This is a genomic window from Solicola gregarius, from assembly GCF_025790165.1.
GTDB classification, from domain to species: domain Bacteria; phylum Actinomycetota; class Actinomycetes; order Propionibacteriales; family Nocardioidaceae; genus Solicola; species Solicola gregarius.
Window position 1 is genome coordinate 4545760 of record NZ_CP094970.1, and the last position, 19656, is coordinate 4565415.

A 19656-nucleotide genomic window follows, 5' to 3' on the forward strand; every position below is an offset into this window, starting at 1 on the left:
GCGGTCAGCGGGACCGGCGCTTACGCGGCCGCTGCTGGATGTGTACGGGCGAGCCCGCGAAGCCGTAGTCCTTGCGCAACCGGCGCTCGACGAACCGCAGGTACTGGTCCTCGAGCTTGCCCGAGGTGAACAGCACGAACTCCGGCGGCGCCGTCGAGCTCTGCGTACCGAACATGATCTTCGGCTGCTTGCCGCCGCGCACCGGATGCGGATGCTCGGCGACGAGCCGGCCGAGGAACGCATTCAGGGCGCCCGTCGGTACGCGGGTCTCCCAGCCCTCGAGCGCGGTGTCGAGCGCCCGCGCGAGCCGGTCGACGTGCCAGCCGGTGCGCGCGGCGATGTTGATGCGTGGTGCCCACTGCACGCGCACGAGCTCGCGCTCGATCTCCTTGTCGAGGTAGTAGCGGCGCTCCTCGTCGACGAGGTCCCACTTGTTGAAGGCGATCACCGGGGCCCGGCCGGCGTCGGCGACGGTCGAGATGATCCGGGTGTCCTGCTCGCTCAGCGGCTGGCTGGCGTCGATCAGCACGACGGCGACCTCGGCGCGGTCGATCGCGGTGTTGGTACGCAGGCTCGCGTAGTACTCGTGCCCTGACGCCTCCTTGACGCGGCGGCGAATGCCCGCCGTGTCGATGAACTGCCAGGTCCGCCCGGCGAACTCGACCATCTCGTCGACGGGGTCGACGGTCGTACCGGCGACGTCGTCGACGACCGACCGCACCGAGCCCGCCAGCTGGTTCAGCAGGCTCGACTTGCCGACGTTCGGCTTGCCGACGAGCGCGATCCGGCGCGGGCCGGTGTGCTCCTCGAAGTCCTCCGCCGGCGCCTCGGGAAGCGCGTCGAGGACCACATCGAGCAGGTCGCCGCTCCCCCGCCCGTGCAGCGCCGAGACGGGCTGGGGCTCCCCCAGGCCGAGGCTCCACAGCGCCGCGGCCTCGGCCTCGGCGCGCTGGTCGTCGACCTTGTTCGCGGCCAGCACGACCGGCCGTCCGGACCGCAGCAGGATGCGTACGACGGCCTCGTCGGCGTCGGTGATGCCGACCGTGGCGTCCACGACGAACAACACCGCGTCGGCCGCCTGCACGGCGATCTCGGCCTGTTCGGCGATCCGCTCGGCGAAGCCCTGCGCATCGGGATTCCAGCCGCCGGTGTCGACGACGGTGAACGTGCGGCCGTTCCAGACCGCGTCGTACGACACCCGGTCGCGGGTGACTCCGGGTGTGTCCTCGACGACGGCCGCGCGGCGGCCGAGCATCCGGTTGACGAGCGTCGACTTGCCGACGTTCGGACGGCCGACGACCGCGAGCACGGGCGGGCTGGTGGTCAACTGTCCTCCTGGGGATCGTCGGCAAGGCCGACCATGTCGGCCTCCCTGGCTTCCTCGTCGGCTGCGGAGCCGGGAAGCCGTTGGCCGGAGACCTCGAGCGCGTGCTCGAGGTTCGCGATGAGCTCGCGTTGGAGGGAACGCGTCAGACCCTCGACGGATTCCCGCCGGCGCGGCCAGGCAACGGCCTCGACCGCGATCGGTTCGCCGTAGACGACGTCGATCCGGCGCCCGCGCGGCGGGAGGTCCGAGACCGACTCGCCGTACGCACGCGTGCCGAGCAGCGCGACCGGTACGACCGGTGCGCCGGTGACGAGCGCGAGGTACGCGAGGCCGCGCTTCAGCTTCCGCAGCTCACCGTTGCCGCGCGTGCCCTCCGGCCACATCGCGACGACCCGGTCGTCGCGCAGCGCTCGTACCGCAAGCCGGATGGCGCGTACGTCGATGGTGCCGCGCTCGACCGGAATCTGCCCGATCGAGCGCAGCAGCAGCCCGATCTGCCCGACGAACATCTCGTGCTTGACCAGCGCGTGGATCGTACGCGGGGCGACACCGACCATCAGCGGCCCGTCGAGCCAGCCGATGTGGTTGCAGGCGAGCAATGCCCGCCCGGTGCGGGGTACGCGGTGCTCGTGGTGCACATGGACGTCCCACCGCCGGGTGATCACGGCCCGACCCGGCTTGCGGACCACCGCCTGCGCGCGGTGTGGGAGCGGGCGCAGGTCACCGGTCCGGGGTGGCTCGGCGTGCTCCAGGGTCCTCACCGCTCTTTGGCCAGCCGAACGATCTGGTCGATGACGTCCTCGAGGCTCAGCTCCGTGGTGTCGACGATCTGCGCGCCGTCGGCGCGGCGCAAGGGCGATGCCGTACGCGAGGAGTCGATCGAGTCGCGGCGTTCGAGATCGGCCCTCGTCGCCGATACGTCGCCGCCGCCGAGCTCGGCCGTACGCCGGCTCGCCCGCGCCTCGGCGTCGGCGACCAGGTAGACCTTGACCGCGGCGTCGGGCGCGACCACCGAGGCGATATCGCGTCCCTCGACGACGATCCCGCGCGATCCGGCGATGATGGCCCGCTGCTCCGCGACCAACTGCTCGCGAACTGCCGGGACGGCTGCCACCGCACTCACGGCGGCCGTCACGTGCGGGCCGCGGATCGGTCCGGAGACGTCGGCGCCGTTGGCGCGGATGGTCGGGTCCGACGGGTCGGAGCCGATCTCGAGTACGACCTGCTTCGCGGCCGCGGCGACCGCGTCGGCATCGTCGACATGCACGCCGGCCTCGAGAAGGGCCCAGGTGACCGCGCGGTACATCGCACCCGTGTCGAGGTAGTCGAGGCCGAGCCGCTCTGCGACGCCCCGCGCCGTACTCGACTTTCCCGATCCCGACGGCCCGTCGACCGCGACGACCAACGTGTCTTCCCTCACCGGTGTGCCCTCCAACCGCGCTCGCCCAATGCATCGATCAGCGTGTCGACGCGATCGCTGGCCACGACGACCTCAACCAGGCCGACGGGGCGCGCGGGATCGTGGTCGATGCGCAGATCCTCGATGTTCACGCCCGATTCTCCCGCATCACCGAACAAACGTGCCAACTCGCCCGGACGGTCGGGCAGATGCACGTACACGGTGCTCTCCGCGGGCAGCTCGGCGCCGTGCTTTCCGGGGATCAGATCCGTGCCGTGTACGCCCCGCTCGAGCACCTTCACGATCTCGTCCGGCGAGCTCTCCAGGCCGGTGAGCAGGGTGTCGATATCGGCACGTACGGACCGCAGGATCCGGCCGAGATGGCTCGCGTTTCCGCCGAGGATCTGCCGCCACAGACGCGGATCTCCGCCGGCGATACGGGTGACGTCGCGCAAACCCTGCCCCGAGAGCGCCAGATGCGTCTCCGGTCCGCCGTTGAGCTGGGCCGCCGCCAGCACCGCCATCACATGCGGCAGATGGGATACGCGCGCGACGGCCGCGTCGTGCTCGTCGGGCGACAGCTCGATCACGGTCGCGCCGCACGTCGTCGCGAGCACGCGTGCCTGCTCGACCGCCGTCGGGTCGGCGTCGGGTGACGGCGTGACCGCCCAGGCCCGGCCGTCGAACAGCTGCTCCGACGCGGCGACCGGGCCCGACCGCTCGCTGCCCGCCATCGGATGCCCGCCGACGTACCTCGCCGCGTCGGCGCCGGCCTGTGCGCGGACGACCGCGAGCGGGCCGGCCTTGATGCTCGACAGGTCGGTGACGACCGCCTCGGGCCACTCGCGCAGCGCATCGACGACGGCGGGACCGACGTGGTCGGGTGGCACCGCGATCACCACCATCGCCACCGACGTCGGCTTCTCCCCCGAGCCGGCGCCCCGCGACTCGGCGACCTCGACGTGCGATCGGCGCAGGTCGTCGAGATAGACCTCGACCTCGCGGCGCCGGAGCGCGAGACCCGTGGACGTGCCCATCAGGCCGCAGCCGACGACGAGGACAGGACCAGCGAGGGAGGGATTCACAGCCCTACGCTATCGAGCAGCCCACCGAGCTCGTCGGCCGACAGGTCACGCAGGTCGCCGGGCTTCAGCGAGCCGAGGCGTACGTCGCCGATCGCGACGCGGCTGAGCCGGCGCACCGGATGGCCGACCTCGGCGAGCATCCGGCGCACGATCCGGTTGCGGCCCTCGTGGATCGTCAGCCGGACGAGCGAGCGGTCGTCGTGGACCTGGGTGATCTTGAACGCGTCGGCCGCGATGGGACCGTCGTCGAGGTCGACTCCCGTACGCAGCCGGGTCGCCGTCTTGTTCTGCACTCGTCCGTCGACCTCGGCGACATACACCTTCGCGATCTCGTACGACGGATGTGCCATCCGGTGCGCGAACTCGCCGTCGTTGGTGAGCAACAGCAGACCCTCCGTGTCGGCGTCGAGTCGGCCGACGTGGAACAACCGCTCCGCGCGGGACTCGACGTACGCCGCGAGCGTCGGCCTGCCCCGGGGGTCCGACATCGCGCTGACCACGCCGAGCGGCTTGTTCAGCACGACGTACGCGTTCGCCGACGCGGGAGGCAGCCGCTTGCCGTCGACCCGGATGACGGCCGTGGCGGGGTCGACGCGGATGCCCATCTGGATCACGATCTCGCCGTCGACCTCGACGCGCCCCTGCGCGATCAGGGTCTCACTGTGCCGCCGGCTGGCGATGCCCGCTTGGGCGAGCACCTTCTGCAGGCGGACGGGCTCGGCGTTCACTCGGCCGGGTCCTGAGCGGGCTCGGCCGGTGCAGCCTCGGACCCGGCGCCCGACTCGTCGTCATCGAGGTCCTCCGGAAGATACGGCGCGAGATCGGGCAGGTCGTCGAGGGAGTCGAGACCCATCCGCTCCAGGAAGTAGGACGTCGTGCGGTAGAGGATCGCGCCACTCTCCTCCTCAGTGCCGGCCTCCTCGACGAGGCCACGGGTCACGAGCGTGCGCATGACACCGTCGACGTTGACACTGCGGATCGCCGACACCCGTGCGCGGCTGATCGGCTGCCGGTACGCGACGACGGCCATCGTCTCGAGTGCTGCCTGGGTGAGGCGCGCCTGCTGACCGTCGAGCACGAACCGCTCGACGGCCGGCGCGAGCGCCTCCCGGGTGTAGTAGCGCCAGCCGCCCGCGACGCGGCGCAGCTCGAACCCGTGGCCTCGCTCGTCGTACGTCGCGGCGAGCCGCTCGAGCGCGGCCTCGACATCGGCGGGCGGGTGGCCGACGGCCTGCGCCAGGGTCAGGTGGTCGAACGGCTCGTCGGCGACCATCAGCACCGCCTCGAGCGCCGGCTCCAACGGCAGCAGCTCGAGTTCGAGCTCCAGCTCCGGGTCGCGGTCTCCGGGCGTCTGCTCAGTCATCGTCGCCCTCCTCGGCAGGCTGGTCGTCCTCGTCGTCCTCGTCGAACTCGTCGCTGACCTCGACCTCGCCCTCGCCGGAACCGGTCCAGCGTACGTGCAGCTCGCCCAGCGGCGTCACCTGCTCGAACGCGACCATCTCCTCGCGGAAGAGCTCCAGCAGGGACAGGAACCGCGCCACCTTCGTCAGGGTGTCGGGCGCGTCCGCGGTCAGCGCGCGAAAGGTCGCGCTGCCGCTGCGGCGAAGCCGATCCGCGATCACGGCGGCCTGCTCGCGTACGCTCACGTGCGGCGCATGCAGATGCGCCAGCGACAGCACCGGCACCGGCTTCGGCTCCATCGCCTTCGCCGCGAGCTGGGCCAGCTCCTCGACGCCGACGGAGATCAGCACCTCCGGCAGCAGGTTCGCGAACCTCGGCTCGAGGCTCACCGAACGCGGATGCCGGAGCTGCTCGGTGCTCAGGCGCTCGGCCATCGACGCCGCGACCTCCTTGAACGCGCGGTACTGCAACAGCCTCGCGAACAGCAGATCGCGCGCCTCCAGCAGCGCGAGATCGTCCTCGTCCTCCACCTCGGCCTGCGGCAGCAGCCGAGCGGCCTTCAGGTCGACCAGCGTCGCCGCGACCAGCAGGAACTGAGTCGTCTCCTCGAGCTGGTCGGTCTCCATCGCCTTGACGTACGCGATGAACTCGTTGGTCACCGCCGACAGCGCGACCTCGGTGATGTCGAGCTGGTGCTTGCCGATCAGACCGAGCAACAGGTCGAACGGGCCCTCGAAGACGTCGAGATGGACCGAGAACTCCGCCGTCGAAGACTCGGTCACTTCTTCCTCAGACGGCGGACGAGCTCGCTGTCGTCGCCGTTCTCGTCGAGATCGGCCAGCGCAAGGGCGAGCGCCTCCCGGACGAGGCGGCCGCGGTCGACGCCCTGCCCGAGGCGGCGACGCAGCGACAACCGCGCATGCTCGATCTCGAGCAGCTCGTCGGCCGTGACGTAGACCGTCATCTTCTCGTCATGCTTGACCCGGCCGCTGCCGCGGGTCGAGCGTTCGGGGACGGGCGGGGGCTCGGGCGCGGGCTGCGGGTCCGGTTCCTCGACCGGACCCGTCGGCCGGAACAGCTCGTCGGCCCCGGGAAGCCTTACTCGACGTGACACCGTGCCAGTACCTCCCGAGCCAGCTGACGGTACGAGTCGGCGGCCGACGACGCCGACGCGTACGTCGTGATCGGCTCGCCGGCGACGGTCGAGTCGGAGAACTTGACCGTACGGCGGATGACCGTGTGGAAGACGGTCTCGCCCCACCCGTCGACGAGCGTCTGCAACACCTCGCGGCCGTGCAGTGTGCGGCTGTCGTACATCGTGCCGAGCAGTCCGATGATCTGCAGGTCGAAGTTCGTCCGCTCGCGCACCTTGTCGATGGTCTCCTTGAGCAGCGCGACGCCGCGCAGCGCGAAGTACTCGCATTCGAGCGGGATGATCACGCCGTTCGCGGCGGTGAGCGCGTTGACCGTCAGCAGGCCGAGGGACGGCTGGCAGTCGATCAGGATGACGTCGTACTCGCGGCGCAGCGGATGCAGCACCCGGGCCAGCGTCTGCTCGCGGCCCACCTCGGTGACCAGGCGCATCTCGGCGCCCGACAGGTCGATGTTGGACGGGATCAGGTCGACGCCGTCGACGGACGTCTTCTGGATCACCTCGGCCACGTCCTGCTCGCGGTCCATCAGCAGGTTGTAGATGCTCGAGTCGAGCTCGTACGCGTTGACACCGAGGCCGACGGTGAGCGAACCCTGCGGGTCGAAGTCGACGAGCAGCACCTTGCGGCCGGTCTCCGCGAGCGCCGCGCCGAGGCTGATCGCGGTGGTCGTCTTGCCGACACCGCCCTTCTGGTTGCACAGGGCGATCACCTGCGCAGGCCGGCCGTCGGGCGGAGTCGGTTTCGGGAGCGTCGGCATGGGCCGCCCGGTCGGACCCAGCGTCGTGGACTCCTCGACGGGCACCGCGCTACCGGACAGGTCACCACCCGCGTCGTTCACATCAGCCTCGATCCGTCGACTTCTCGACAAGACGCCAGTATCTCGCAGGACTCTATGCAATACCGGGAGTGGGGACAAACCCAGGTGGTGTGTCTTCGCGGTATTCACCCCCGAGCCCGAGGGTGTGCGGTCGCGTACACCTCCCGCAGCTTGTCGACCGTGACGAGCGTGTAGATCTGCGTCGTGGTCACCGACGCATGCCCGAGGAGCTCCTGTACGACGCGCACGTCGGCACCGCCGTCGAGCAGGTGTGTCGCGAACGAGTGCCGCAATGTATGCGGCGACACCTCCGCCGTCACCCCTGCCCGATCGGCGGCCTTCGTGAGCACCGCCCATGCGCTCTGCCGAGACAGGCGCCCGCCGCGCGCGTTCAGGAACACCGCACCCGCCGCGCCGCCGGGCCGCGACAGCTCCGCGCGAGCCGTCGCGAGGTATCGCCGGATCGCGTCCAGCGCGTACGTTCCCACCGGTACGATCCGCTGCTTGCTGCCCTTGCCACGCAGCAGCACTGCGCCCTCCTCGAGATCGAGGTCGTCGACGTCCAGCCCCACGGCCTCCGAGATCCGGGCACCCGTGCCGTACAGCATCTCCAGCAGGGCGCGGTCTCGCAGCGCGAGCGCGGTGCCCGGCGCCCCCGCCGCCTCGAGGATCGCTTCGATGTCGGAGAGCGGCAGCGCCTTCGGGAGCCGGCGCGGCGCGCTCGGCGGCTTGACCCCGGCGGACGCATCCGCGCTGACGAGACCCTCGCGCAATGCGAACCGGTGGAAGCCGCGAGCCGCGATGAGCGTACGCGCGGCGCTCCCGGCGTTCAGCGGCTTGTGCTCCGCGTCGCCCTCGCGCAGGTACATCAGGAACTCGGAGAGGTCGTTCTCGGAGATGGCTTCGGGGTCGTCGATCCCGCGACCACGGAGGAACGACACATATCGACGCAGGTCGCGCCGGTACGACGACAAGGTGTTGGCGGCCAGGCCGCGCTCGACGCCCAGGTGACTCAGATAGTCACCGATGGCCCGGTCGAGGGCGTTGGTGTGCGACGTCGCGATCGTCTCCTTCGGCCGAAGCCTAAGCGAGGACCTTCTCGATCGCGACGTAGTCGCGACCGTGGGCCCGGGCAACCGGCTCGTTCGTCAACGAGCCGTCGTAGGTGTTCAACCCGAGAGCCAGTGCATCGTCGTCGTGCAGTGCGGCTCGCCAGCCCTTGTCGGCGAGCGCCATCGTGTAGGGCAGGGTGACGTTCGTCAGCGCGTACGTCGAGGTGTGTGGCACCGCGCCCGGCATGTTCGCCACGCAGTAGAAGACCGAGTCGTGGACTCGGTAGGTCGGCGCGTCGTGTGTCGTGGGACGGGAGTCCTCGAAGCAGCCGCCCTGGTCGATGGAGATGTCGACCAGCACGCTGCCGGGCTGCATCCGCGACACGAGCTCGTTGCTGATCAGCGTCGGCGCCTTGGCGCCGGGCACGAGCACCGCCCCGATCACGAGGTCGGCGTCGAGGACGGCCCGCTCGATCTCATACGCGTTGGAGGCGACCGTCTGCAAGTGGCCCTGGTAGATGCGGTCGGCGGAGCGGAGCGTGTCGACGTTCAGGTCGAGCAGCAGGACCTCGGCCTGCATGCCCAGTGCGATCGCGGCGGCGTTCATGCCCGACACGCCTGCGCCGATCACCACGACCTTCGCGGCATACACGCCGGAGACGCCGCCCATCAGCACGCCGCGCCCGCCGCCCTGTCGCATCAGGTGGTACGCGCCCGCCTGGGGTGCGAGGCGGCCGGCGACCTCGCTCATCGGGGCGAGCAGCGGAAGCGCCCGGTCGGGGGTCTGCACGGTCTCGTACGCGATGCCGGTGACCCGTCGCTCCAGCAGCGCATCGGTGCACTCGGCGGACGCCGCGAGATGCAGGTAGGTGAACAGCACCTGGTCCGCCCGCATCCGGTGGTGCTCGCTCTCGACCGGCTCCTTGACCTTCAGGATCAGGTCGCCGGTCTCCCACACGGCGTCGGGGCCGTCGAGGATCCGCGCTCCTGCGGCCGCGAAGTCGTCGTCGGGGATCGCCGAACCGATACCCGCCTGGGTCTCGACGTACACCTCATGGCCCGAACGAACCAGCTCGTGGACGCCGGAGGGAGTCAGCGCAACCCGGAACTCGTTGTTCTTGACTTCCCTGGGCACGCCAACCTTCATGCGCGGAACTCCTACTCGAATCGGCGATGACTCGCAACGCGCCGAGTGTAGCCGTCGAGGATCGCGGGGTCCGCGTTTCGCCTACGTCATCTCGAGCCGGTGCGCGCCGCGAGCACTCCGGCGACCGCCATCGCATCGGCGATCTCGCCGGCGAGCGCCGCGTGTACGACGTCATCCAGCGGCGCCCACACCCGGGTCATATGCGCCTCCTCGTGCACTCGGGTGTGCCGGTCGGCCGCGGGTACGGCCGACAGCCCGGTGGCGAGGTAGACGTACCAGTGCTCGTCGGAGAAGCCCGGCGAGGAGTAGAGCCGCAGCAGTGGGGTCCACTCGGCGGCGACGAGGTCTGCCTCTTCCGCGAGCTCGCGCGCGGCCGCGTCGACAGGATCCTCGCCGTCGCGATCGAGTACGCCGGCAGGCAGCTCCACCAGCCGCGACCGCGGCGGGTGCCGATACTGCTCGAGCAGCAACACCCTGCCCTCGTCGTCGAGCGCGACGACGCCGACAGCACCCTTGTGCCGTACGTACACCCGCTCGAACGACTCACCGTCGGGAGCCGCGACCGTGTCGAGTGACAGCGAGAGGAACGGATGCTGGTACTCGTCTCGCGACGCGAGCACCGGCCATGCCTCGGCGCGATCGGCGATCGGCTCCCCGTCGCCGAACAGACGCCCCGGCAGACTCGGATGTGGCGCCCGCTCGGTCACCCCACCGACACCTCGGGGCCGTCGACCGGGAGACGAAGCTCGCGCTGCCGGTCGATCGCGGCGGCGACAAGCCCTTCGAAGAGGGGGTGCGCACGGGTCGGCCGGGACAACAGCTCCGGGTGCGCCTGCGTCGCCACGAAGTACGGGTGCAGGTCGGTCGGCAGCTCGACGAACTCGACCAGCGAGCCGTCGGGCGACGTGCCCGAGATGACGAGACCGGCTGCCTCCAACCGGTCGCGGTAGGAGTTGTTGACCTCGTACCGATGCCGGTGACGCTCCTCGACGAGCGTACGGCCGTACAGCTTGGCGACCAGCGAGCCGTCGACGAGCTGGGCCGGGTAGAGGCCGAGCCGCATGGTGCCACCGAGATCGCCCTCGCCGGACACGATCTGCTTCTGCTCCTCCATCGTCGCGATCACCGGGTTGGCGGTGTCGGCGTCGAACTCGGTCGAGTCGGCACCGTCGAGGCCGGCCGCGTCGCGCGCGTACTCGATCGCCATGCACTGCAGGCCGAGACACAGCCCGAGGGTCGGGATGTTCTGCTCGCGGGCGTACCTGATCGCGCCGACCTTGCCCTCGATGCCGCGTACGCCGAACCCGCCGGGAATGCAGATTGCATCGGCGTCGCGCAGCTGCGCCGCGGCGCCGTCGGCGGTCGCGCACTCATCGGACGGGACCCACTGCAGGTTGACCTTGGAGTCGTTCGCGAAACCACCGGACCGCAGTGCCTCCGCAACCGAGAGGTACGCATCGGGCAGGTCGACGTACTTGCCGACGAGCGCAACCGTGACCTCCTCCGCCGGATGGTGCACGCGCCGCAGCAGCTCGTTCCACTGCGTCCAGTCGACGTCGCGGAACGGCAGGTTCAGGCGACGCACGACGTACGCGTCGAGGCCCTCGGCGTGCAGCACCTTCGGGATGTCGTAGATCGACGCGGCGTCGCTCGCGGTGACGACGGCGTCCTTGTCGACGTCGCACATCAGGGAGATCTTGTGTTTCACGCTGGTCGGGATCGGCCGGTCGGAGCGGCAGACGATCGCGTCCGGCTGGATGCCGATCGAGCGGAGCTCGGCGACCGAGTGCTGTGTCGGCTTGGTCTTCAGCTCCCCCGACGGCCCGATGAACGGGACCAGCGAGACGTGCAGGAAGAACACGTTGTCGCGCCCGACGTCGTGGCGGACCTGGCGCGAGGCCTCCAGGAACGGCAGCGACTCGATATCGCCGACCGTGCCACCGATCTCGTGGATGACGACATCGACATCGTCGCCGCCCATCCGGACCATGCGGTCCTTGATCTCGTTGGTGATGTGCGGGATCACCTGAACGGTGTCGCCGAGGTAGTCGCCGCGGCGCTCCTTCGCGATCACCTCGGAGTACACCTGCCCGGTCGTGACGTTCGCGTGACCGGAGAGGTTCTCGTCGAGGAACCGCTCGTAGTGCCCGATGTCGAGGTCGGTCTCGGTGCCGTCATCGGTCACGAAGACCTCTCCGTGCTGGAAAGGGTTCATCGTCCCGGGGTCGACGTTGAGGTACGGGTCGAGCTTCTGCATCGTCACGCGAAGCCCTCGCGACTTGAGGAGACGCCCGAGACTCGAGGCGGTCAGCCCCTTGCCGAGCGAGGAGGCGACGCCGCCGGTGACGAACACGTGCTTGGTTCGGTTGTCCACGGGATTCCAGCCTACCAATCGCGACCGGCCCGGTCGATGCGGTCCAACATTGGGTGTTTCGCGATGAACTCCGAGAAGCTCGTCCGCTCGCTCGCGTACGTCAGACCGACGACCGCCGCGAGCCCGGCCCATCGTACGAGCGGTGGGGTGTCACGTACGACCGCGGCCCCGATCGCGGCGCCGAGGGCGTTGGAGCCGCAGTCGCCCAGCATCGTCCGCCCGCGCAGGTCGTCGCCGATTCCGGCCGTGATCACGCCGCCGATCGAGCCGCCGCTGGGCAGCGCGGCTGCGGGCAGCGCCGCCTTGTACGCGCGCCCCGGACGCAGATCGAGCAGGTTCACGATGTTCGCCGCTCCCGCGACCAGCGCGCCGTCGCGGAGCAGCGAGACGGTGGAACGCGTGGGCGAGGACTCACCGCGGGCGATCAGCACGCCGGCGGCGGAGACCACGCCGAGCTTGACGACACCGCTGGTGACGACGCCACCGCGCAGCGCGCTCAGGTGGCCTCGCACACCCTTCGTCGCGCTGTCGCCGTAGAGGTCGTCGTACGCACCGACGGCGCCGATCGCGCTCAGCCCGGCGGCCGTGCCGAACCGCCTCTGCGCGACGGACCCGGCGACGAGACCGACGACCGCGGACGGTCCGCCCAGCAGCGAGACGGTCTTGCCGGCGAAGTTGGTCCGCTGCCAACGCTCCCTCCCGCCGATCGGATTGGCGGCGATCCAGCGTCCGGCCGCGCCGGCGGCGGATGCGGCGACGGAGTGCGAACGAAGCCAGGCGCGGGCGCCCGACCCCGTGCCTGGCATCAGTTATTCCCCGGCATCGCCTGGGCGGCACCGTCCTCGGCGCCATAGTGGCCGGACTTGCCGCCCGCCTCACGCTGCAACGCAAGCGCCGTGACGATCTGACCCGCCGCTACGTTGACCGCGTCGACGGTCGAGACGGTCTCGCCGACGTCGTTGCTTCGTACGTACGCGACGACGCCGCCATCGGCCGCCGAGGCCGGCGGGCCGGCGACGACGGCACCGGAGCTCGCCGCGTCGGCGGCCGAGGCCACGGTAGAGACGAGCTCGTCCTGGTTGTCCTCCATGTCGTCGGCACCTGGGACCACGAACAACGCGAGCGAGGCGCGACCGGTCGGCTCAGCAGAGGTCTCGACGAAGCCGGCCTCCTTGTACGCCGACGCGATCGTGCCCGAGGTCGAGTCGAACTTGGTGTCGGAGCCGTCGCCGAGGTACGCCCGTGCGAGCGCCGTGCCGAGCAGCTGATAGCTCGACATGCCGCTGGTGTCGGGAGCGCCGTTCTGGCCGTCGAGCGACTGTCGTGCGACGCCCTCGGCGAACTGCTGCTCACTCGGGTCGATCATCTTGTCCGAGACGTTCACGGTGGTCGTCACACTGCCGCCGGCGGCCTCGATCTCGTCGGTCAGCCCCTTGGCAGCGTCGTCGTCGGCGCCCGGCAGCACGAACAGGGCAACCGTCCGGTCCTGCAGCGCACCGGACAGCAGATCCGAGCCGACCTGCTGGGCGAACGCGTCCTGGAACCCGCGTACGTCGTCGGCCTCGTCCAGCTGCTCGCGCAGGTCCGCCTTGTCCTGGCGGTCCTTGTCGGCCTCCGAGGCGAGCTGCTCGCTGAACGGCTCGTCCAGCGGCCCGGCACCCAGCGCGACACCGGCAGCAAGGGCCAGGAAGATCGCGATGATGGAGATCAGGTGATAGCGGAAGTCGATCACAGGTCATGTCTCCTTATGCCGCGTCGATCAGGGAGCGGGTCTCCGCGCCCGACCTGTCCCCCAGCCGCAAGGCGGCTGGGAGGTGCCCCCATTCGCGCGGGAGCGAAGTTGTCGTTGGATGCTCCTTCGAGCGACCGCAACGCAGCCCAGGCGGGATGCGGAGGCACGCGAGCCGGCGGGGTATGAGGAGACATCGCCTAGAGGGTTTCCTGTATCCAGTAGGTGAAGTCGTCCCAGCGCGCCTGCAGCACGTCCAGCCACTCCTGACCGGCCGGCGTTGCCGCGATCGACACGGCGATCGCCAGCAGGCCGGCCGCCAGCAGGAGCAGCAGCTGCCACATTCGGATCCGCGTATGGTGCAGGCGACTGACGCCCTTCGCGTCGATCAGCTTCGGGCCGAGCCGCAGCCGCGTGAGGAAGGTGCTCGCCATACCCGAACGTCCCTTGTCGAGGAACTCGACGAGCGTCGCGTGCGTGCCGACGGCGACGATCAGCTCGGCGCTCTTGGCGTCGGCGAGCAGCATCGCGACGTCTTCACTGGTGCCGGTCGCCGGGAACGGCGTGCCCTCGAGCCCCAGCTTCTCCAGCCGGGCAAAGCCGGGTGCGCGCCCGTCTCGGTACGCATGGACGACCAGCTCGGCGCCGCACTTGAGGGTCTCGTCGGACACCGAATCCATGTCTCCGACGATCATGTCCGGGGTGTAGCCGGCCTCGACCAGGGCGTCCGCACCGCCGTCGACACCGACGAGTACCGGGTGGTACTCGCGGATGTAGGACTTCAGGATCGCGAGATCCTGGCGGTAGTCGTAGCCGCGTACGACGACGAGCGCGTGTCTGCGCGCGAACGACGTACGCACCTCCGGAACGCCGACCCCGTCGAGCAGCAGCTCGCGCTCGCGCTTGAGGAACTCCATCGTGTTCGCGGTGAAGGCCTCGAGCTGGGTGGACAGGCCCTCCTTCGCGCTCTCCATCAGCTCGTCGACGCGGGCGCGGTCGAGCACGATGCCCTTGCCGACCGGCTCTGAGTCGCGGTAGACGATGCCCTCGTCGACGCGGGCGGTGTCACCCTCGGACAACGCCGTGAAGACCTCGTCGCCGACGTTGTCGACCAGCGGGACGCCGGCGTCGGCGATGATGCCAGGGCCGAGGTTCGGGTAGCTACCCGTGCAGGACTGCGCGACGTTCACCACGGCGGAGACCTTCGCGTCGATGAGCGCCTCGGCGCTCACCTTGTCGAGGTCCGCGTGGTCGATCACGGCGATGTCGCCGGGGCGCAGTCGTTTGGTCAGGTTCTTCGTCCGCCGGTCGAGGCGTACGGGACCCGTCACGCCCGGCAGGGCGTCGGTCCGGTTGCGTCGCAGCGAGAGTTTCATCGCCTGCCATCGTGCCACGCGGGCGCGACCAATCCCGGTAGCGATCAGTGCCGTGTCTGTGTGGCGAGATCGAGCAGCTCGCGGGCGTGTGCCTCGGCGGTCGCCGAGCCCTCCAGACCGGCGAGCATCCGCGACAGCTCCTCGACCCGGGCGTCGGCATCGAGCATGCTGATCCCGCTCGTCGTGACCGTGCCGTCGTCGGACTTGACGACCCGGTAGTGGCGGTCGGCGAAGGCCGCGACCTGCGGCAGGTGCGTCACCGCGATGACCTGGGCACTGCGGGCCAGTCGGGCGAGGCGGCGACCGACCTCGACGGCAGCCTTGCCGCCGATGCCCGCGTCGACCTCGTCGAACACCAGCGTCGGCACGGTCGAGGTGTCGGCGAGCACCACCTCGAGGGCGAGCATCACCCGCGACAGCTCTCCCCCGCTGGCGCCCTTGTTGAGAGGCAGCGCGGGCGACCCGCGATTGGCCGCGAAGCCGATCTCGACGGAGTCGAGCCCATGGGGCGTGAGGTCGGCCGCCGACGGCTCGCCCGGGCCGTCGACGCTCACCTCGACGTGCGCGTGCGGCATCGCGAGCTCGGTCAGCTCCGCATCCACCAGCTTGGTGAGCCGCTCGGCGGCTTCTCCTCTCGCGGCGCGCAGGCGTACACCGAGGTCGAGCAGGCGGGCGGTCAGCTCGTCGCGCTCGGTGGACAGGCCGTCGATGCGATCGTCGTCACCGTCGAGCTCGCCGCTGCGCTTGCGGGCGTCGTCCGCCCACCCGAGCACGTCGTCGACGGTGGTGCCGTACTTGCGCAGGAGCGCCGTGATCGCGGCGCGCCGCGACTGTACGCCGTCGAGCCGCACCGGATCGGCCTCGACCGAGTCGGCGTACGCACCGAGCTCCGCGGACGTGTCGGCGATCAGGTAGCCGATCTCGGCGACCCTCGACGCGAGGCGTTCCAGCTCCGTGTCGTGCCCGGCGGCGGCGTCGAGCGCCGACTGTGCACCCGCAACGAGGCCGGCGGCGTCCGCGCCCGGCTCGGCGGACTCGGCGTCGCCGGTCAGGCGTACGTGCGCGGCGTGCGCGGATGTCACCAGCGCCTCGGCATTGGCGAGGCGGTCCTCCTCGGCCACCAGCGCGTCCAGCTCGCCGGCCTCGGGCGCGACCTCGTCGATCTCGGTGAGGCCGAACCGGAGCAGATCGAGCTCGCGGGCGCGTTCTTGCGCATTCGTGGTGAGCTCGGCGATCTCCCTCTCGACCGCCCGCAGCCGCTCGTACGCGGGAGTGAACTCGGTGAGCAGGTCGGCGACCGCCGCGCCGGCGAATTGGTCGAGCGCACCGCGTTGTGCATCGGTGCGCAGCAGCCGGTTCTGGTCGGACTGCCCGTGCACCGCCACCGCGCGCTCGCTGATCGCGCCGAGCACCGACGCCGGAACCGACGCACCACCGACGAACGCACGGGAACGGCCCTCCGCCGAGACGGTGCGGCCGACGATCAGGCTGCCCTCCTCGACCTCGCCGCCGGCCTCGAGGGCGGCGTCGGCGATGCCCTCGATTGCTGAGGTGTCGAGTCGCGCCTCGACCCGGCTGCGTTTTGCGCCCTGGCGCACCAGCGTGCTCTCGGCCCGGCGGCCCCGGAGCAGGTTGAGGGCGCTCACGACCATCGTCTTGCCGGCCCCCGTCTCGCCGGTGATCACCGTCAGGCCGGGGTCGAGATCGAGCGCGGCCTCGTCGATGACACCCAGCGAGCTCAGCCTGATCTCCTCCCACATCAGGCGTCTCCCGGCCCGGAGACGCTGCGGCCACGCCAGCCGGCGACCGGCAGCTCGAACTTGCGCACCAGCCGATCCGTGAAGCTCGCGCGATGCATCCGCGCAAGGCGTACGGGATGCCGGCCACGGCGTACCTCGACCCGGGCGCCGGGCGGCAGCTCGAATGTACGGCGGCCGTCGCACCACAGCACGCCCGAGCCGAGAGTGCCGGCAAGGACCTCGATCGCGAGGGTGGCGTCGGGCGAGATCGCCATCGGGCGGGCGAACAGCGCGTGCGCGCTGATCGGCACCATCACGATCGCCTCGACGTCGGGCCACAGGATGGGGCCGCCCGCACTGAAGCTGTAGGCGGTCGAGCCGGTAGGCGTCGCGCAGATGACCCCGTCGCAGCCCCATCGCGACAGCGGCCGTCCGTCGACCTCGGCGACGACCTCCAGCATCCGCTCGCGGGCCGCCTTCTCGACCGACGCCTCGTTCAGCGCCCACGTATGTGCGACGCGATCGCCGTTGACCGTGACGTCCACGTCGAGCGTGAGGCGCTCCTCCACGGTGTACTCGCGGGCGACGACATGGTCGACGGTGATGTCGAGATCGTCGACATCGGACTCGGCCAGGAACCCGACGTGGCCGAGGTTGACCCCGAGCAGGGGCGTCTCCGCGGACCGAGCGAGCTCGGTGCCGCGCAGGATGGTGCCGTCGCCGCCGAAGACGACCACGAGCTCGCAGTCGCTCGCGGCCTTGTCGTCTGCCGGACACGACTCGACGTCGCCGAGCCCGTACCGCTCCAGGTAGGACCGCTCGTCGTCGAGGACGCGGGTGCGGATGCCCGCCTCGCGAATGCGGCGGACGAACGCCGCCGCGACCTCACCGGCCGCCGCACGCCCGGTGTGCGACACGACGAGCACGCGGCGAACGTCGTCTCCTCCGGTTGTCGTCACTAGGTCACCTTCTCACCGTCGGGTCCGCCGGCAACGACCGCCGCGGCGTGCTCGGGGTCCGCCGGATCGGCATCGCGACGCAGCCAGCAGAAGTACTCGACGTTACCCGCCGGGCCGGGCAGTGGGCTCGCGGCGAGGCCGCGGGTGCCCCAGCCGAGCTCTGCGGCCCGGCCGCAGACCGACAGGATCGCCTCCACCCGCAATGCGGGTTCGCGTACGACGCCGTTCTTGCCGAGCCGGCCCTTCCCCACCTCGAACTGCGGCTTGACCATCAGCACCTGGTCGCCGCCGTCGGTGGACACGGCGGACAACGCCGGGAGGACGACCGTCAGCGAGATGAAGGACAGATCGGAGGTGACGAGGTCGACGGCGCCCCCGATCTGCTCCGTGCTCAGGTGCCGCACGTTCGTCCGGTCGTGCACCTCGACACGCGGATCGTTGCGCAATGACCACGCGAGCTGGCCGTAGCCGACGTCGACGGCCACCACCGATGCCGCACCGCGACGAAGCAGCACATCGGTGAAGCCACCGGTCGACGCGCCGGCGTCGAGACAGCGGCGCCCCTCGACCTCGAGTCCGTCCGGCCCGAACTCGTCGAGTGCGCCGATGAGCTTGTGCGCGCCGCGCGACGCGTACGACGGCGTCTCGTCGCGCTCGCGTACGACGATCGCCTGGTCCGTCGAGACACCGGTGGCCGGCTTCTGTGCGATCAGGCCGCCAACGGTGACCGCGCCGTCGGCGATGAGCGTGCTCGCCTCTTCGCGGGAACGTGCGAGACCGCGGCGTACGAGCTCGGCGTCGAGTCGGAGTCGCTTGGTCACTGGCCCGGAACGGATCCGTTCTCCGTGCCCGCTTCGGTCAGCGAGTCGCGGAGCTCGTCGTGCACGGACTCGTAAATGCCGGCATGGGAGCCGACCGGCTCGTTCTCGAGTCCGCGGAGCCGCTCCATCGCCGCATCGACGCGTGCATGGCCGGTGCGCGTCGGCTCTTCCTCCTGAGGCGCGGTCATGAGTCTCCCGTTTCGTCGTGTCGCTGCATCATCGCACGAAGCGCTCGACCAACGCGGCCGCGCCGGTCAGGTCGGCCACGTCTCCGTCGGCTGCCCAGCACGCCGCGAGCGTCGCTCGCAGCGCACAGGTCGCGTCCGCGTACCGCGCATCGTCGGGTGCACCCGCGAGCTCGATGCGGTCATCCGTGACGCGGGCGCGGATCCCGCCGCACACCTGCCACGCCTCCTCGCGTTCGACCGCCGGCTGAGGCTCGGTGAGCGCCCGCAGATCGGGCCCGACGTACGTCGGCCGCAGCATCGGTGGCGCCGCGGCCACGTCGGCGATGTCACTGACACCCGTGAGCACGCACAGGCTGTCTGCGCCGACCCGGTTGGCCCCTTCGATATCGGTGTCGAGACGGTCGCCGACGACGATCGGTCGGGAGCCACCGACCCGCAGCAGGGTCTCGTCGAACAGCGCGGGCTCTGGCTTGCCCGCCACGAGTGGACGCGCACCGGTTGCCGCCGCGAGGGCGGCAACGAACGCGCCGTTGCCCGGCGCCAGTCCCCGGGGAGTCGGCACGGAGAGGTCGGCGTTGCTCGCGAACCACGGGATGCCCGCGCCGATCGCGTACGCCCCTTCGGCGAGCTGACGCCAGTCGAGCCGTGGGCTGAAGCCCTGCACGACCGCCGCCGGGCCGTCGGCCGCGCTCGCCGTGACCACGAGTCCGCGCTCGAGCAGCGCATCGTGCAGGCCCTCCCCGCCGATGAGCAGCACGGTCGCGCGATGCGGCACTCGTTCGGCGACCAGCCGCGACACTGCCTGCGCGGAGGTGACGACATCGGACGCGTCCGCGTCGATGCCGATCCCGACGAGGCGCGCCGCCACCGCGGCCGGGGTGCGCGAGGCGTTGTTCGTGATGTACGCGAGGCGTGCATCGTCGCGGAGCGCGCGGAGGATCTCCGGCGCGTGCGGTACGGCGCCCTCTCCGACGTACACCACTCCGTCGAGGTCGAGCATGACGACGTCGTAGGCGGACACCAGCGCCGATGTGCATGCGGCAAGCGACTCCACCGGTCGCGCGCGCTCACCCGCGGCTGTGGTCATC

At 70.6% G+C, this 19656-nt stretch carries 21 protein-coding genes; all 21 read right to left on the reverse strand.

Annotation, left to right across the window (positions count from 1 at the left end; all coding sequences use genetic code 11):
- Positions 1-4: 4 nt before the first annotated feature.
- Positions 5-1327: a ribosome biogenesis GTPase Der gene (gene der, locus L0C25_RS22165; protein ID WP_271633966.1), complete on the reverse strand. Its 1323-nt coding sequence runs from the start codon at positions 1325-1327 to the stop codon at positions 5-7.
- Positions 1324-2088, reverse strand: a complete 765-nt coding sequence (locus L0C25_RS22170) for a lysophospholipid acyltransferase family protein (RefSeq protein ID WP_271633968.1) — start codon at positions 2086-2088, stop codon at positions 1324-1326. The genes der and L0C25_RS22170 overlap by 4 nt, the downstream gene beginning before the upstream one ends.
- Positions 2085-2747 carry a (d)CMP kinase gene (gene cmk / locus L0C25_RS22175; protein WP_271633969.1) on the reverse strand — a complete coding sequence of 221 codons (663 nt, stop codon included), beginning with the start codon at positions 2745-2747 and terminating at the stop codon, positions 2085-2087. The genes L0C25_RS22170 and cmk overlap by 4 nt, the downstream gene beginning before the upstream one ends.
- Positions 2744-3811 carry a prephenate dehydrogenase gene (locus tag L0C25_RS22180; RefSeq protein ID WP_271633970.1) on the reverse strand — a complete coding sequence of 356 codons (1068 nt, stop codon included), beginning with the start codon at positions 3809-3811 and terminating at the stop codon, positions 2744-2746. Before L0C25_RS22180 ends, cmk begins: the two co-directional genes overlap by 4 nt.
- Positions 3808-4539 (reverse strand): pseudouridine synthase, encoded by a 732-nt coding sequence (locus tag L0C25_RS22185; protein WP_271633971.1) that lies wholly within the window; start codon positions 4537-4539, stop codon positions 3808-3810. Before L0C25_RS22185 ends, L0C25_RS22180 begins: the two co-directional genes overlap by 4 nt.
- Positions 4536-5174: an SMC-Scp complex subunit ScpB gene (gene scpB, locus L0C25_RS22190; protein WP_271633972.1), complete on the reverse strand. Its 639-nt coding sequence runs from the start codon at positions 5172-5174 to the stop codon at positions 4536-4538. The genes L0C25_RS22185 and scpB overlap by 4 nt, the downstream gene beginning before the upstream one ends.
- Positions 5167-5994 carry a segregation and condensation protein A gene (locus tag L0C25_RS22195; protein WP_271633973.1) on the reverse strand — a complete coding sequence of 276 codons (828 nt, stop codon included), beginning with the start codon at positions 5992-5994 and terminating at the stop codon, positions 5167-5169. The genes scpB and L0C25_RS22195 overlap by 8 nt, the downstream gene beginning before the upstream one ends.
- Positions 5991-6326 carry a hypothetical protein gene (locus L0C25_RS22200; protein ID WP_271633974.1) on the reverse strand — a complete coding sequence of 112 codons (336 nt, stop codon included), beginning with the start codon at positions 6324-6326 and terminating at the stop codon, positions 5991-5993. The genes L0C25_RS22195 and L0C25_RS22200 overlap by 4 nt, the downstream gene beginning before the upstream one ends.
- Positions 6311-7123, reverse strand: coding sequence for a ParA family protein (locus L0C25_RS22205; RefSeq protein WP_271636878.1), 813 nt, complete (start codon positions 7121-7123; stop codon positions 6311-6313). Before L0C25_RS22205 ends, L0C25_RS22200 begins: the two co-directional genes overlap by 16 nt.
- 185 nt (positions 7124-7308) lie before the next feature.
- Positions 7309-8247: a site-specific tyrosine recombinase XerD gene (gene xerD, locus L0C25_RS22210; RefSeq protein ID WP_271636879.1), complete on the reverse strand. Its 939-nt coding sequence runs from the start codon at positions 8245-8247 to the stop codon at positions 7309-7311.
- 19 nt (positions 8248-8266) lie between these two features.
- Positions 8267-9382: an alanine dehydrogenase gene (gene ald / locus L0C25_RS22215; RefSeq protein WP_271633975.1), complete on the reverse strand. Its 1116-nt coding sequence runs from the start codon at positions 9380-9382 to the stop codon at positions 8267-8269.
- A gap of 86 nt (positions 9383-9468) precedes the next feature.
- Complete coding sequence (locus L0C25_RS22220) at positions 9469-10089, reverse strand: NUDIX domain-containing protein (RefSeq protein ID WP_271633976.1); 621 nt, start codon at positions 10087-10089, stop codon at positions 9469-9471.
- A complete protein-coding gene (locus L0C25_RS22225) occupies positions 10086-11756 on the reverse strand; it encodes a CTP synthase (protein ID WP_271633977.1) in 1671 nt (556 codons plus the stop codon). Before L0C25_RS22225 ends, L0C25_RS22220 begins: the two co-directional genes overlap by 4 nt.
- An 11-nt stretch (positions 11757-11767) precedes the next feature.
- Positions 11768-12562, reverse strand: a complete 795-nt coding sequence (locus L0C25_RS22230; protein ID WP_271633979.1) for a hypothetical protein — start codon at positions 12560-12562, stop codon at positions 11768-11770.
- The gene (locus L0C25_RS22235) at positions 12562-13488 is read right to left on the reverse strand and encodes a copper transporter (protein WP_271633980.1); all 927 of its coding nucleotides are present in this window, start codon (positions 13486-13488) and stop codon (positions 12562-12564) included. The genes L0C25_RS22230 and L0C25_RS22235 overlap by 1 nt, the downstream gene beginning before the upstream one ends.
- Before the next feature lie 197 nt (positions 13489-13685).
- Positions 13686-14861, reverse strand: a complete 1176-nt coding sequence (gene steA / locus L0C25_RS22240; protein ID WP_271633982.1) for a putative cytokinetic ring protein SteA — start codon at positions 14859-14861, stop codon at positions 13686-13688.
- A gap of 44 nt (positions 14862-14905) precedes the next feature.
- Positions 14906-16621: a DNA repair protein RecN gene (recN, locus tag L0C25_RS22245; RefSeq protein WP_271633983.1), complete on the reverse strand. Its 1716-nt coding sequence runs from the start codon at positions 16619-16621 to the stop codon at positions 14906-14908.
- Positions 16621-17559 carry an NAD kinase gene (locus tag L0C25_RS22250; RefSeq protein ID WP_271633984.1) on the reverse strand — a complete coding sequence of 313 codons (939 nt, stop codon included), beginning with the start codon at positions 17557-17559 and terminating at the stop codon, positions 16621-16623. The genes recN and L0C25_RS22250 overlap by 1 nt, the downstream gene beginning before the upstream one ends.
- Entirely contained in the window at positions 17559-18380 is an 822-nt protein-coding gene (locus L0C25_RS22255) for a TlyA family RNA methyltransferase (protein ID WP_271633985.1), read from the reverse strand. Before L0C25_RS22255 ends, L0C25_RS22250 begins: the two co-directional genes overlap by 1 nt.
- The gene (locus L0C25_RS22260; protein WP_271633987.1) at positions 18377-18568 is read right to left on the reverse strand and encodes a hypothetical protein; all 192 of its coding nucleotides are present in this window, start codon (positions 18566-18568) and stop codon (positions 18377-18379) included. The genes L0C25_RS22255 and L0C25_RS22260 overlap by 4 nt, the downstream gene beginning before the upstream one ends.
- A 28-nt stretch (positions 18569-18596) precedes the next feature.
- Positions 18597-19655, reverse strand: coding sequence for an HAD-IIA family hydrolase (locus L0C25_RS22265; protein WP_271633988.1), 1059 nt, complete (start codon positions 19653-19655; stop codon positions 18597-18599).
- Position 19656 lies beyond the last annotated feature (1 nt).

Excerpts from the sequence above, each read along its gene's own strand:
- scpB (WP_271633972.1), bottom strand. The coding sequence starts at position 5,174 with ATGACTGAGCAGACGCCCGGAGACCGCGACCCGGAGCTGGAGCTCGAA.
- L0C25_RS22205 (WP_271636878.1), bottom strand. The coding sequence starts at position 7,123 with ATGCCGACGCTCCCGAAACCGACTCCGCCCGACGGCCGGCCTGCGCAG.
- ald (WP_271633975.1), bottom strand. The coding sequence starts at position 9,382 with ATGAAGGTTGGCGTGCCCAGGGAAGTCAAGAACAACGAGTTCCGGGTT.
- L0C25_RS22230 (WP_271633979.1), bottom strand. The coding sequence starts at position 12,562 with ATGCCAGGCACGGGGTCGGGCGCCCGCGCCTGGCTTCGTTCGCACTCC.
- steA (WP_271633982.1), bottom strand. The coding sequence starts at position 14,861 with ATGAAACTCTCGCTGCGACGCAACCGGACCGACGCCCTGCCGGGCGTG.
- recN (WP_271633983.1), bottom strand. The coding sequence starts at position 16,621 with ATGTGGGAGGAGATCAGGCTGAGCTCGCTGGGTGTCATCGACGAGGCC.
- L0C25_RS22260 (WP_271633987.1), bottom strand. The coding sequence starts at position 18,568 with ATGACCGCGCCTCAGGAGGAAGAGCCGACGCGCACCGGCCATGCACGC.
- L0C25_RS22265 (WP_271633988.1), bottom strand. The coding sequence starts at position 19,655 with ATGACCACAGCCGCGGGTGAGCGCGCGCGACCGGTGGAGTCGCTTGCC.